The organism is Methylovirgula sp. 4M-Z18 (genome assembly GCF_037890675.1).
Classification (GTDB): Bacteria; Pseudomonadota; Alphaproteobacteria; order Rhizobiales; family Beijerinckiaceae; genus 4M-Z18.
Window position 1 is genome coordinate 4,763,943 of sequence record NZ_CP149574.1, and the last position, 12,959, is coordinate 4,776,901.

Sequence of the window (12,959 nt, forward strand, 5' to 3'; positions counted from 1 at the left end):
TGCGCATCCCTTCTCCCCGCGCGACGGAGAATCCGCTCACCTCTCCCGTCATTGCGAGCGAAGCGAAGCAATCCATCTCCTCGCCTCCGGCCGGTGATCGCCTCTGTTACCGAACCGCGCGCGGCGACGGCGTCATCCGTAGTAAAATTTTCACAGGTGTGGATGGATTGCTTCGCTTCGCTCGCAATGACGGCGACGCGCACGGCGATAGGCCAGGAGACAGAAGAGTCGCCCATGACTAACCGGCCCGCACCATCGCTTGTTGGCCGTCTCTGGGCGGGGCAGACTCTGCCGGTCGTCGTCGTCGTCACGCTTGTTCTCGCGTTCTGGTACGCGATGGTCATTCCGATGAATGCGCAACGCCTGCGCACCACTTTCGAGAACAACAATCAGGCCTATACATTCAGCGATCTTGCCGGCGCGGCTTTCGATATGGAGAAGCCCAATCTGCCGGCGCCGCATCAGATCGTTGCCGAGATGCAGAAGACAATTGTCGATATGCCGATGACGTCGAAGCGCAGCCTCGTCTACCACGGCATGATCACACTCGAATCGACGCTCACCGGCTTCATCGTCGGTTCGCTGTTCGGTATCCTGCTCGCCATTCTCATCGTGCATATGAAGAGTCTGGAGCGCTCGCTGATGCCCTGGATCGTCATGTCGCAGACGATTCCGATTCTCGCGCTCGCACCGATGATCGTGGTGATCTTCAACCAGTTCGACGTGCCGAGCATTGCGGCCAAGGCAGCGATTTCCGCCTATCTCTCCTTCTTTCCGGTCACGGTTGGCATGGTGAAGGGCTTGCGCTCGCCCGATCCGTTGCAGCTCGATCTGATGCGCACCTATTCGGCGAGCCGCTGGCAGACATTTTTCAAATTGCGCCTGCCCGCCTCGGTGCCCTTCCTGTTCACCAGCCTGAAAGTTGCCGTGGCGGCGAGCCTTGTCGGCGCGATCGTCGCCGAGATGACGAAGAGCGAGGACGGCGGCTTTGGCGCGCGGCTGCTGGCGGGCTCCTATTACGGCCAGACGATTCAGATCTGGGCGGCGCTGATGACGGCGGCGTTGTGTGCCTGCTTGCTCGTGGCCCTGGTGGGTTTGGCGGACAACCTTGTCGCGAGACGGATGGGGGCGGCACGATGAAAGCCCTGCTGCTGAACCCGAAACTCATCCTCGCCTGCCTTGCGGCGATTGCTGCTCTTATCGGCATCAGCTTCTGGGCCTGGGTTTTCGCCTTTTGGATGTTCGCTTGGTTCTGCGTCGATTCCATCGTCGCAGCGACGCCGACGCGCGGCCCGCTGAAAACCCTTTGCTCCCTCGCTGTGCCCGTGATCTTCGGCGCCACCGTTCTCGTCTTGTGGGAATGTATCGTGCGCGGCGCGCATGTGCCGCAGGTGATTCTGCCTGCGCCTTCTGCCATCGGCACGCGCTTCGCTGACTCGCTGCCGATCCTCGGTGACGATTTCCTGCAGACCGCGCGCGGCGTTCTTGCTGGCTATATCATGGGCTCCGCGGCCGGTTTCCTGTGCGCCATTCTCGTCGACCGCATTCCCTTCCTGCAGCGCGGATTGCTGCCGCTTGGCAATCTCGTCTCGGCGCTGCCCATCGTCGGCATAGCGCCGATCATGGTCATGTGGTTCGGTTTCGATTGGCAGTCGAAAGCCGCCGTCGTCGTGGTCATGACCTTCTTCCCGATGTTGGTGAATGCGGTCGCGGGCCTCAAGGCCGCCGGCAAGATGGAACAGGATCTGATGAAAACCTATGGCGCAAGCTATATGCAGACGCTGCTCAAGCTCCGCCTGCCCGCCGCCTTGCCTTTCATCTTCAACGGTCTCAAGATCAACGCGACGCTGGCGCTGATCGGCGCGATCGTGGCCGAATTTTTCGGCTCGCCGACAGCGGGCATGGGTTTTCGCATCAATATCGAGGTCGGCCGCTCCAATATCGACATGGTCTGGGCGACCATTCTGGTGGCGGCTGTTTTCGGGTCGGTCTTTTACCTCGCCTTGTCGCTCATTGAGCGGCGGGCGACGTTCTGGCATGCGTCATATCGGGAAAGGGCCTGAAGCGTTTCAGGCCTGGCGCAAAAGGGGAGAGTGAAAATGAAGAAACTGGTTCCTTCGATGCTTGTGCTCATGGGGCTGGCGGCGGGCGCCGCCCATGCGGCGGACAAAGTCACCCTGCAGCTCAAATGGGTCACGCAGGCGCAATTCGCCGGTTATTATGTCGCCAAGGACAAGGGCTTCTACAAAGACGCCGGCCTCGACGTGACCATCAAGCCCGGCGGGCCGGATGTCGCGCCGCCGCAGGTGATCGCCGGAGGCGGCGCCGACGTGGTAGTGGATTGGATGCCGTCCGCGCTCGCCTCGCGCGAGAAGGGCGTGCCGCTCGTCAATATCGCACAGCCGTTCAAGCGCTCCGGCATGGAGCTGACCTGCCGCGCCGAGACCGGCATCAAGGCGCCCGCCGATCTGAAAGGCCGCACCCTCGGCGTGTGGTTCGGCGGCAACGAATATCCGTTCCTGTCCTGGATGTCGAAGCTCGGCCTCAAGACCGATGGTTCCGCCGCCGGCGTGAAAGTGCTGAAACAGGGCTTCAACGTCGATCCGATCTTGCAGAAGCAGGCGGATTGCATTTCGACCATGACCTACAACGAATATTGGCAGATCATCGACGGCGGCATCCCGGCCGACAAGCTCGTCGTCTTCAAATACGAAGACCAGGGCGTCGCCACCTTGGAAGACGGCCTCTATGTGATGGAGGACAAGCTCAAGGATCCGGCCTTCGTCGACAAAATGGCCCGCTTCGTCAAAGCCTCGATGAAGGGCTGGACCTGGGCGCGCGAGCACGAGAAGGAAGCCGCGCAAATCGTGTTGGACAACGATTCCACCGGCGCCCAGACCGAGAAGCACCAGGTGCGCATGATGAGCGAAATCAACAAGCTCACCGCCGGCAGCACCGGCGCGTTGGACAAGGCCGATTACGAGCGCACCGTGAAGATCCTGCTCGCCGGCTCGTCCGACCCGGTGATCTCGAAAGAGCCGACGGGTGCCTGGACAAGCGCCGTAACGGATAAGATGAAGTAGCGAGTGATGAGAGCCGCTCCCCTCTCCCACAGTTTCACTGTGGGAGAGGGGAGATCTCGTCAATGCGCGGTCTTCATTTTACGCGTAGCGGTCGATGCTCAAACCTTCCGTATCGATCGCGGTCTTGTTGCCCACCATCCAGTCGCTGAGCAACCGGCCGGTGCCGGTCGCCATGGTCCAGCCGAGCGTGCCGTGGCCGGTGGCGAGCCAGAGATTGTTGTAGCGGGTCGGGCCGATGATCGGCGTGCCGTCCGGTGTCATCGGCCGCAAGCCGGTCCAGAACGAGGCTGCCGTCACGTCGCCGCCCTTGGGGAAGAGATCGGTGACGACGAATTCCAGCGTCTTGCGCCGCTCGTCGTTCAATTGCAGATCGAAGCCGGACAATTGCGCCGTGCCGCCGACCCGGATGCGGTCGCCGAGCCGCGTCACCGCCACTTTGTGCGTCTCGTCCATGATGGTCGATTCCGGCGACTTGCTGGCGTCCGTGATCGGCACTGTGATGGAGAAGCCCTTCACCGGATAGACCGGAATGCGCAGGCCCAGCGGCTTCAACATGGCGGTGGAATAGGAGCCGAGCGCTAGCAAGTATTTGTCGGCCTGGATCGCACCTTGATCGGTCGCGATGGAGGTCACGCCGCTCGCGTCCGTGACGATGCCGCGGATCGCGGTGCCGAAGCGGAACTGCACGCCAAGCCCCTTGGCAAGCTCGGCGAGCGTGTTGGTGAACTTGAAGCAATCGCCGGTCTCGTCGCCAGGCAGGCGCAAGGCGCCAACGAACTTTTCCTTCACCTCGGCAAGCGCCGGCTCATATTGCAGATAGCCGGCCCGGTCGAGCACCTGATAGGGCACGTTGTACTGTTTGAGGATCTCGACATCCTTGCCGATGCCGTCGAGCTGCTTTTGCGTGCGGAACAATTGCAAGGTGCCCTGCGCGCGGTCGTCATATTGGATCCCGGTCTCGGCGCGTAGCTCTTTGAGACAATCGCGGCTGTATTCAGCGACGCGCACCATGCGCGCCTTGTTGATCTTGTAGGCGCCCTCGGTGCAATTGCGCAGCATGGCGAGGCCCCACAGCCACATGGCCGGGTCGAGCATTGGCTTGATCACCAGCGGGCTGTGGTTCATCAGAAGCCACTTGATCGCCTTGATCGGCACGCCCGGCCCGGCCCAGGGCGCGGAATAGCCGGGCGAGACCTGCGCGGCATTGGCAAAGCTCGTCTCGAGCGCGGGGCCCGGCCGCCGGTCGAGTACCGTCACCTCGTGGCCGGCCCTGGCCAGGTAATAAGCCGCCGTCGTACCGATCACACCGCTGCCGAGAATCGCGATTTTCATGAAGGGCCCCCTGACCTCAAGCGCTTATTAAGCCTCTTGCGCAGGCTGGCGCAAGTCCGGGCGTGTGCGGCACCTTGCCCACGGGACCGAAGCTTGTAGTGTGTTGTTGCACCAGTGGAGGCCGCCATGTTCAAACGTTTGTTCACGCCTGAGCGGGCCTTCAGAATTGCGATGTGGGCCGTTTCGCTGGCTTTCGCAGCATTTTTATTGGGCTTCGGCCAATTGGTGCTGGGCGATTTGCCCCTGACCGAGCAGGAGATCTCGGTCGAGCAATTTATCGATCCGGGTGCGCAGGCGCAGATCGATGCGGAGCGCGCCAAAGTCGCGGCACGGTCGACGGAAAATCAGGGAAAGAGCGATGCAGCCGGCGTGGCGCTCCAGACGATCGGCAAAGATTATACTTCCAAGCGCGAAGCTTTTGACAATTGGCTGGCAACGCGCGGCGTGACGGCAAACGCGAGCCAAGATCCGGAAGTGATCGCGCGCACGCAAGAACTTGACGGCCTGAACGATAAAGTTCGCAGCGCCGAGCGCGTGATGGACGGGCTCAATGTCGAGCGTGTCGCGATTGGAAAAGATCTCAGCGCGCTCGAACAGCGCCAGGAAATAATACGCGCGGCTGCCGAAGCCCTGGCGCAACACGCGCAATCCGTGCGGGACCTGAAAGTCTTTGGCCTGCGCTTGGCTTTCACCTTGCCGTTGCTGCTCCTCGCCTGCTGGTTCATCCTGAAAAAGCGGCAAAGCGCCTATTGGCCGTTGATGCGGGGCTTCGCGCTCTTCGCCTTTTATGCATTCTTCTTTGAGCTTGTCCCTTATTTGCCGAGCTATGGCGGCTACGTCCGCTATGTGGTCGGCATTGTCTTCACCATCATCGCCAGCCATTATCTCATCAAATGGATGCAAGTTTATCTGGCCAAACGGGCCAGCGACGAACAGAAGGCCGAGGTCGAGCGCAAACAATCGATCAAATACGAGGACGCCTTGCGGAAAATGTCCGCCAATATCTGCCCCGGCTGCGAACGGCCGGTGGCGACGACGGGCGATGTACTGGCCAATTATTGCGTCCATTGCGGGATGCAATTGTTTGACACCTGCAAATCTTGCGATACCCGAAAACTGGCCTTCTTCCGCTATTGTATGAAATGCGGCACACCGGCCGAAACGGCACCGGGAGCGCCCGCCTCCAGCGCGCAGCAGGCGCCAACCTAACCGTCGTAACTTCACTGGGACCGCGGCCTTGCGAGGGCGCAGTCCCGGTCGGCCCGTAACGGATTTCTTGCGCTTTCCCCGAGACTTCTCTAGGGGAAGGCCATGAAATTCCTCGATCAAGCAAAAATCTACATCCGCTCGGGCAACGGCGGCGCCGGCTGCGTGTCGTTCCGGCGCGAAAAATTTATCGAATTCGGCGGGCCGGACGGCGGTGACGGCGGCCGCGGCGGCGATGTCGTGGCCGAATGTGTGCAGGGCCTGAACACGCTCATCGATTACCGATTCCAACAGCATTTCAAGGCGCAGACCGGTGTGCACGGCATGGGCAAGAACCGCGCCGGCGCGCGCGGCGCCGATCTGGTGCTGAAAGTGCCGGCCGGCACGCAGATCTTCGAAGAGGACAACGAGACGCTGATCGCCGACCTCACCGAGATCGGCCAACGCGTCGTTCTCGCCAAGGGCGGCAACGGCGGTTTCGGCAATGCGCATTTCCAGACTTCGACCAATCAGGCGCCGCGCCGCGCCAATCCCGGCCAGTTGGGCATCGAGATGACGATCTGGCTGCGGCTGAAACTGATCGCCGATGCCGGGCTGATCGGCCTGCCGAACGCGGGCAAGAGCACGTTCCTCGCAACCGTCTCCGCCGCCAAGCCGAAGATCGCCGATTACCCCTTCACCACGCTGCACCCGGGCCTTGGCGTCGTGCGCAACGACGGGCGCGAATTCGTGCTGGCCGACATCCCCGGCTTGATCGAGGGCGCGCATGAAGGCCTCGGCCTCGGCGACCGTTTCCTAGGCCATATCGAGCGCTGCCGGGTGATGCTGCATCTGATCGATGCGGCCGGCGACCACGCGGGCAAAGCCTACAAGACCGTGCGCGGCGAGCTCGAAGCCTATGGCCAGGGGCTCGAGGCGAAGCCCGAAATCGTCGCGCTGTCGCGCGTTGACACGGTGGATGCCGAGACCTTGAAAAAGCAAATGGACCGGCTGAAGCGCGCGATCAAATCGAGCGGCCCGGCGCTCGAGGACGGCGAAAAGCCGCGTGCCCCGATCACGCTCTCATCCGCCACCAACACCCATGTGGTGGAGACCTTGCGCGCGCTGCAGCAGGTGATTGATTTGGCGAAGGAGCCGGAGAAACGCGCCGCAGTCGAGCAGGACTGGCGACCGTAGGGCGAATCGAGGCTGGATATGACCCGATTAAAAGATCTTCTGCCGAAGGGTCCCCCGTGGCTAGACCAAATAAATTGCCGCACTTCTTCCTATAAACGCGATGAAATTCCTCAAATAACTAAGTATTGGTGCTACATTTGTAGCACGATAAACGCGATCTTATTTTTACTGAGCGTAGCGCTTGCAAGACACATTGAAACGCCAAAAGTGATATTTGGCGCGTTTCTCATTATGATGCCACTAAGCCCATTTCTTTGGAGTTCTTCTCTATACGAGCGGCCTTTTTGGGCGCGACGTCTACAAGAATTAAGAGACAAAACGCCTGATGGTATGCTGGGTCCTACATTTGATTGGATCTTGCTGTGCGTTTTCTTCAGCCTCGTCATTTTTGCCGTCCTTGTTGATTTCGTGCTCCCGTTCGACGCTCCCCCATGACCAAACTCCCCCGCCTCTCCTCCTTCCGCCGCATCGTCGTCAAAGTCGGCTCGTCACTCCTTGTCGATCGCGCCAAAGGCGCGTTGCGCGCCGCTTGGCTCGATGCCTTGGCCGACGATCTTGCCGGCCTGCATCGGGCCGGCGCCGACGTGCTTGTCGTGTCCTCCGGCGCCATCGCGCTCGGCCGCACTGTGCTCAAATTTCCGCCCGGCGATCTCAAGCTCGAGGACAGCCAGGCCGCCGCCGCCGTCGGGCAGATTGCGCTCGCCAAGACCTGGGCCGAGGCGCTCGGCAGCCGCGGCATCACGGCCGGGCAGATTCTGCTGACCCTCGGCGACACCGAAGAGCGCCGGCGTTACCTGAACGCCCGTGCGACGCTCGCCCGCCTCATGGAGGCGCGTGCAGTTCCAGTAATCAACGAGAACGACACGGTCGCGACGAGCGAAATCCGCTATGGCGACAATGACCGGCTGGCCGCCCGCGTCGCCACCATGGCCTCGGCGGACCTGCTCATTCTGCTCTCCGACATCACCGGCCTGTACACGGCGCCGCCGCAGAGCGATCCCAATGCCAAGCTCATCCCGCTCGTGCCGCGCATCAGCGCCGAGATCGAGGCGATGGCGGGGGGCGCGGCCTCCGAATTGTCGCGCGGCGGCATGCGCACCAAGATTGAGGCAGGCAAGATCGCCGTCACCGGCGGCGCCCATATGGTCATCGCCGATGGCCGCGAGTTGCATTGCGTGCGGCGCATCGCCGACGGCGAGCCCTGTACCTGGTTCCTCACCCCGTCGAACCCCGTCACCGCCCGCAAGAAATGGATCGCCGGCTCGTTGGAGCCGCGCGGCACGTTGCATATCGACGCCGGCGCGGCGCGGGCGCTGCGCCAGGGCAAGAGCCTGCTGCCGGCCGGCGTCACCCGCATCGACGGCAGTTTCGCGCGCGGCGATTGCGTGACGATCCGCGACGCGTTGGGGCGCGAAATCGGCCGCGGCCTTGTCGCCTACGACGCGCTGCACGCCGAGCAGATCAAGGGGCGGCAAAGCCAGGAGATCGAAACGGTGCTGGGCTTTACCGGCCGCGCCGAGATGATTCACCGTGACGACATGGTCCTCGCGGGTGAGTGAATGGAGCGCGGCCTTCCAGGCCGCAGAAAAAGGCAGCCGGTAAGTTCAGATGCGTTTCCTCAGTCTCCATCCAATCCCCGAACATCCCGGCGCCTCGTCATGCGGGCTGGAAGCCCGCGGTCCATTTACCTCTGGTCCGTTCGCATGAGCCATTTCATCGTTCTCCTGGGGTCTTGCCTGAACCTGATCGGCACGTGGCGCTATTGTCGCGCCATCCTCGCCGGCCGGGTCCAGCCCAATCTCGTCACCTGGATCATGTGGGCGCTCGCGCCGCTGATCGGCGTTGCGGCGGAACTCTATTCCGGCGTCACCTGGGCGGTCCTGCCGGTCTTCATGGCCGGATTCGGGCCGCTCTGCGTCACGTGCGTCGCGCTATTGACGCACCATTCCACCTGGGTGCCGCGGCCGCGCGACTATGCCTGCGGCGTTTTTTCCTTTCTGGCACTGATCCTGTGGCAGATCACCAAGGATCCCGATATCGCCATCCTGTTCGCGGTGCTGAGCGACGGCGCAGCCCTGCTGCCGACCCTGTTCAAGACCTGGACCCATCCGGACAGTGAAACCCCCGTGCCCTTCGCCCTGGCGGTCTGCAGTTCGCTCAGCGCCTTGCCGGTGATCGAGCATTGGACTTTTGCGTCCCTTGCCTTTCCGCTCTATCTTATGACGGCCAACAGCATCATGGTGCTCACCATCGAGCGGCGGCGTTTTTTGACGGTTTGAACGGACATTTGATGAGTGCGATCCTGAAGGCGGTTGAGCCGGATCACGACATCCACGCCCTGATGCTCGGCCTCGGGCAGGCGGCGCGGAAAGCCGCGCGCGCCCTGAGCCTGGCGAGCGCCGACCAGAAGAACGCCGCGCTCATGGCCGCCGCCGCCGCCTTGCGCGCACGCGCACCCGAGATTCTCGCCGCCAATGCCCTTGATGTCGTCGACGCCAAGGCGCGCGGCACGGTCGGGTCCTTCATCGACCGGCTGACGCTCGATGCCGCGCGCATCGAGGCGATGGCGAATGGTGTCGAGGACATTGCCGCCTTGCCCGATCCCGTCGGCCGGGTGCTCGAAACCTTCACCCGCCCGAACGGGCTCGAGATCTCGCGCGTCGCGACGCCGCTCGGCGTGATCGGCGTGATCTACGAGAGCCGCCCGAATGTCACCGCCGATGCCGGCGCCCTGTGCCTGAAGGCCGGCAATGCCGCCATTCTGCGCGGCGGCTCGGAAAGCTTCCGCAGTTCCGGCGTCATTCACGCGTGCCTAGTCGATGGTCTGCGCCACGCGGGCCTGCCCGATGCCGCGATCAGCCGCGTGCCGGTGAGCGACCGCGCCGCCGTCGGCGAAATGCTCAAAGGCCTCGGCGGCACCCTTGACGTGATCGTGCCGCGCGGCGGCAAAAGCCTTGTCGCGCGCGTGCAGGACGAAGCGCGCGTGCCGGTTTTCGCGCATCTCGAAGGCATCGTGCATATTTTCGTCCATGCAGCGGCTGACCTCGAAAGAGCAAAAACCATCGTGCTCAATTCGAAACTGCGCCGCACCGGCATTTGCGGCGCGGCGGAAACCTTGCTTGTCGATCAGGCCTGTGCCGCAACGTGTCTCGCGCCTTTGGTCGGCATGCTGCTCGACGCCGGCTGCGGCGTACGTGGCGATGACGCGACGCGCCAGATCGATACGCGCGTCACGCCGGCGGTGGAAGACGATTGGCGCACCGAATATCTCGACTCCATCATTTCCGTGAAAGTGGTGAATGGTTTGGACGGCGCGGTCGATCACATCGAGACCTATGGCTCGCATCACACCGATTGCATCGTGACCGAGGATCGCGCTGCGGCAGAAGCCTTTCTGCGCGAAGTGGATTCGGCCATCGTGCTGCACAACGCCTCGACGCAATTTGCTGATGGCGGTGAATTCGGCTTCGGCGCCGAAATCGGCATCGCCACTGGCCGCATGCACGCGCGCGGGCCGGTGGGCGTCGATCAATTGACCTCGTTCAAATACATGGTGCGCGGCACCGGACAGGTGCGCGGGTGAGTGATTTTGCTGCGATGATGAAGCGCAAACCCTTCTCCCCGCAAGCGGGGAGAAGGTGGCGCACGAAGTGCGACGGATGAGGGGCGCACGGATGAATTATCGCTGTCCGACAGCCACCGGCGCAAATCTCGCAACGTCGTGGCTGCCCCTCATCCGTCCCTTCGGGACACCTTCCCCCCGCTTGCGGGGAGAAGGGTCCGCGCGGCATCTTTTTTCACAATCCTTTTCATGACCCTCCCCCGTCTTCCCGCCCACGCGCCCGGCATGCGCATCGGTCTTTTCGGCGGCTCGTTCAATCCGCCGCACGAGGGCCATCGGCTCGCTTCGCTCATCGCGCTGAAACGCCTCGGCCTCGACCGCGTGTGGTGGATGGTCACGCCCGGCAATCCGCTCAAGTCGAATGGCCACTTGCCTGCGCTTGCGGCGCGCGTGCAGGCCGCGAAGCTCGTGGCGAACCATCCGCGCATCGATGTCACCGGTTTTGAGGCGCAGATCGGCACGCGTTTCACCTACGACACGTTGTGTTGGCTGAAGCGTCATTGTCCGCAGGTCGATTTCGTCTGGCTCATGGGCGCCGACAATCTGCGGCAGTTTCATCGATGGCAGCATTGGCGCGAAATCGCCGCCCTCATCCCGATCGCCGTGATCGACCGGCCCGATTCGACCCTGCGCGCAGGGGGCGGGCAGGCGGGCCATGTTTTGGCCCGCCACCGGCTCGACGAAAGCGACGCGATGTTGCTGCCCGGCCACGCCACCCCGGCTTTTGTCTTTTTGCACGGGCCGCGCTCGCCTTTGTCGTCGACAGCGCTGCGCGAAGCTGGCAAGGGACTCGCATAACCTTTCGTGTCATTGAAACTTTAAGGTTTCGAGCCTACATTCTGAGTCGCGGGTTTGCGACTCGCTAATTTGAGGATTGAAGCACTGTCCATCACGGTTCTTGACCGAGCGGGCATGACGCCCTCTCAACCGGCCCCCAGCCATAGCCCTGCGGCCGGACTCATTGTGCGGAACATTCTGACGAGCCTCGACGACGCCAAGGCAGAAGACATCGTCACGATTGACCTCACCGGAAAAACCAGCCTCGCCGATACGATGCTCGTCGCCTCTGGCCGCTCCAACACCCATGTGGGCGCCATTGCCGACCGCGTCATCAAGGCAGTCAAAGAGCAGGGCCTGCCCGCGCCACGCGTGGAAGGCGAACAGGCTTGCGACTGGGTGCTGGTGGATGCGGGCGACGTCATCGTCCATGTCTTCCGGCCCGAAGTGCGCCAGTTCTACAATCTGGAAAAGATGTGGGGCGGCGACCGGCCTGAAGAGACGCGCGCGCGGTAATGCGGTAATGACGTGTGAAGTTCCCTTCATGCGTCGCAACTAAAGAGCTGGCGTGAAGCTATTGCTGATTGCAGTCGGGCGGCTGAAGGCCGGGCCCGAGCGGGAGTTGGTTTCGCGCTATGCGGACCGGCTGCAGGGCATCGCCCGGAGCATCGGCCTTACCGGATTCGACATGCGCGAGATCGACGAATCCCGCGCGCGCCGGCCGGAGGACCGGAAAAGCGAGGAGGCGAAAGCGATCCGCGCGCTGGTGCCGCCCGGTGCCGTTCTGATGCTGCTCGACGAGCGCGGCAAAAATATTTCCAGCGAAGATTTCGCCGCGCGCATCGGCCAGGAGCGCGACCGGGGCGCCCCGGCACTGGCGCTGGTGATCGGCGGGCCCGACGGGCTCGATCCGGATTTGCGCCAATCCGCCCAAGCCGTCCTCGCCTTCGGCGCCATGACCTGGCCGCATCAGATCGTGCGGGTGCTGGCGGCGGAACAACTCTATCGCACTGCAACGATTCTGGCAGGGCATCCGTATCATCGGGTGTGATGATCTGGACCGCGAGCTTGCAGCTCGCCTAAAAGGGCGAGACAACATTATAAATGTTAACTAGCTTCGTCGGCGAACCTGCCCCTTGAGTAAGGCCGCCCCACGCACGTCAGCTAAAGTCATCGCACTTTGTACCGCTATCGTGTTGTCCAGCCTTAGCAGGGGCCTTGCTCAGGAGGAAAGCTCACAATGCGAGGCCGCCTTTTCCAAACGCGACTTTGAGGTCGCGCTAAAATATTGCGCGATCGCCGCCGCTCAAGGAAATGCAAAGGCTCAAGACGACATGGGTCTGATGTATGACTACGGGCACGGAACCGCTCAGGACTACAATGCCGCGTTTTCTTGGTATGTGAAGGCGGCAAAGCAGGGCGACTCGGAGGGAGAATATCTTCTCGGAGGTATGTATCGATTTGGTCACGGCGTGGACAGAAGCGATCTGCTGGCGGCCGTTTGGTACAAGAAAGCTGCCAAACATGGATTTGCCATTGCGCAAAGTGCGCTGGGTTCAGTGTATGAAAGCGGGGGCGTTGGGTTTGCGCCGGATTATTCTCAAGCAGAATTTTGGTATCGCAAGGCTGCAGATCAAGGCTTTAAGCCTGCTCAAGATAAGCTCGAACGTCTTATAAAAGAGATCGGCTCGCGGACTCAACAATAGGTGGCACGGTGAAAGGGCGATTTCCCGCCCTCGGAAGGGGCCATCGCCTTTCATCCG

13 protein-coding genes are annotated in these 12,959 nt (G+C 62.2%); 12 read left to right on the top strand and 1 reads right to left on the bottom strand.

Translation table 11 applies throughout. The features are described 5' to 3' along the window. Positions 1 to 234: 234 nt before the first annotated feature. The 3 genes from V9T28_RS22070 to V9T28_RS22080 are packed head-to-tail and all read left to right on the top strand — an operon-like array spanning position 235 to position 3,083. Positions 235 to 1,140 carry an ABC transporter permease gene (locus V9T28_RS22070; protein ID WP_116401384.1) on the top strand — a complete coding sequence of 302 codons (906 nt, stop codon included), beginning with the start codon at positions 235 to 237 and terminating at the stop codon, positions 1,138 to 1,140. Then, a complete protein-coding gene (locus V9T28_RS22075) occupies positions 1,137 to 2,063 on the top strand; it encodes an ABC transporter permease (protein ID WP_116401263.1) in 927 nt (308 codons plus the stop codon). Before V9T28_RS22070 ends, V9T28_RS22075 begins: the two co-directional genes overlap by 4 nt. Before the next feature lie 36 nt (positions 2,064 to 2,099). Then, complete coding sequence (locus V9T28_RS22080; protein WP_116401264.1) at positions 2,100 to 3,083, top strand: ABC transporter substrate-binding protein; 984 nt, start codon at positions 2,100 to 2,102, stop codon at positions 3,081 to 3,083. Between the two features lie 78 nt (positions 3,084 to 3,161). Here V9T28_RS22080 and V9T28_RS22085 read toward each other — a convergent pair whose 3' ends face one another. Further along, on the bottom strand, positions 3,162 to 4,415 hold the full coding sequence (locus V9T28_RS22085) for a D-amino acid dehydrogenase (protein ID WP_116401265.1): 1,254 nt from the start codon (positions 4,413 to 4,415) through the stop codon (positions 3,162 to 3,164). Positions 4,416 to 4,541: 126 nt separating this feature from the next. On the opposite strand from V9T28_RS22085, the gene V9T28_RS22090 reads away from it, so the two are divergent. The 9 genes from V9T28_RS22090 (at position 4,542) to V9T28_RS22130 (ending at position 12,902) form a co-directional block, all read left to right on the top strand. After that, positions 4,542 to 5,624, top strand: a complete 1,083-nt coding sequence (locus V9T28_RS22090) for a zinc ribbon domain-containing protein (RefSeq protein ID WP_116401266.1) — start codon at positions 4,542 to 4,544, stop codon at positions 5,622 to 5,624. Between the two features lie 102 nt (positions 5,625 to 5,726). Continuing rightward, on the top strand, positions 5,727 to 6,797 hold the full coding sequence (obgE, locus tag V9T28_RS22095; protein WP_116401267.1) for a GTPase ObgE: 1,071 nt from the start codon (positions 5,727 to 5,729) through the stop codon (positions 6,795 to 6,797). 431 nt (positions 6,798 to 7,228) lie between these two features. Beyond that, complete coding sequence (gene proB, locus V9T28_RS22100; protein ID WP_116401268.1) at positions 7,229 to 8,356, top strand: glutamate 5-kinase; 1,128 nt, start codon at positions 7,229 to 7,231, stop codon at positions 8,354 to 8,356. Between the two features lie 144 nt (positions 8,357 to 8,500). After that, positions 8,501 to 9,076, top strand: a complete 576-nt coding sequence (locus tag V9T28_RS22105) for a hypothetical protein (protein WP_116401269.1) — start codon at positions 8,501 to 8,503, stop codon at positions 9,074 to 9,076. A gap of 11 nt (positions 9,077 to 9,087) precedes the next feature. Beyond that, positions 9,088 to 10,380 (top strand): glutamate-5-semialdehyde dehydrogenase, encoded by a 1,293-nt coding sequence (locus V9T28_RS22110; protein WP_116401270.1) that lies wholly within the window; start codon positions 9,088 to 9,090, stop codon positions 10,378 to 10,380. Positions 10,381 to 10,608: 228 nt separating this feature from the next. Continuing rightward, on the top strand, positions 10,609 to 11,217 hold the full coding sequence (locus V9T28_RS22115) for a nicotinate-nucleotide adenylyltransferase (protein ID WP_116401271.1): 609 nt from the start codon (positions 10,609 to 10,611) through the stop codon (positions 11,215 to 11,217). A 114-nt stretch (positions 11,218 to 11,331) separates the two neighbouring features. Then, on the top strand, positions 11,332 to 11,712 hold the full coding sequence (rsfS, locus tag V9T28_RS22120) for a ribosome silencing factor (protein ID WP_116401272.1): 381 nt from the start codon (positions 11,332 to 11,334) through the stop codon (positions 11,710 to 11,712). Between the two features lie 52 nt (positions 11,713 to 11,764). Beyond that, a complete protein-coding gene (gene rlmH, locus V9T28_RS22125; protein WP_116401273.1) occupies positions 11,765 to 12,247 on the top strand; it encodes a 23S rRNA (pseudouridine(1915)-N(3))-methyltransferase RlmH in 483 nt (160 codons plus the stop codon). An 85-nt stretch (positions 12,248 to 12,332) separates the two neighbouring features. Then, positions 12,333 to 12,902: a tetratricopeptide repeat protein gene (locus V9T28_RS22130; protein WP_116401274.1), complete on the top strand. Its 570-nt coding sequence runs from the start codon at positions 12,333 to 12,335 to the stop codon at positions 12,900 to 12,902. Positions 12,903 to 12,959: the final 57 nt, after the last annotated feature.

Coding starts and splice junctions, on each gene's coding strand:
- V9T28_RS22070 (WP_116401384.1), top strand. CDS start 235: ATGACTAACCGGCCCGCACCATCGCTTGTTGGCCGTCTCTGGGCGGGG.
- V9T28_RS22075 (WP_116401263.1), top strand. CDS start 1,137: ATGAAAGCCCTGCTGCTGAACCCGAAACTCATCCTCGCCTGCCTTGCG.
- V9T28_RS22080 (WP_116401264.1), top strand. CDS start 2,100: ATGAAGAAACTGGTTCCTTCGATGCTTGTGCTCATGGGGCTGGCGGCG.
- V9T28_RS22085 (WP_116401265.1), bottom strand. CDS start 4,415: ATGAAAATCGCGATTCTCGGCAGCGGTGTGATCGGTACGACGGCGGCT.
- V9T28_RS22090 (WP_116401266.1), top strand. CDS start 4,542: ATGTTCAAACGTTTGTTCACGCCTGAGCGGGCCTTCAGAATTGCGATG.
- obgE (WP_116401267.1), top strand. CDS start 5,727: ATGAAATTCCTCGATCAAGCAAAAATCTACATCCGCTCGGGCAACGGC.
- proB (WP_116401268.1), top strand. CDS start 7,229: ATGACCAAACTCCCCCGCCTCTCCTCCTTCCGCCGCATCGTCGTCAAA.
- V9T28_RS22105 (WP_116401269.1), top strand. CDS start 8,501: ATGAGCCATTTCATCGTTCTCCTGGGGTCTTGCCTGAACCTGATCGGC.
- V9T28_RS22110 (WP_116401270.1), top strand. CDS start 9,088: ATGAGTGCGATCCTGAAGGCGGTTGAGCCGGATCACGACATCCACGCC.
- V9T28_RS22115 (WP_116401271.1), top strand. CDS start 10,609: ATGACCCTCCCCCGTCTTCCCGCCCACGCGCCCGGCATGCGCATCGGT.
- rsfS (WP_116401272.1), top strand. CDS start 11,332: ATGACGCCCTCTCAACCGGCCCCCAGCCATAGCCCTGCGGCCGGACTC.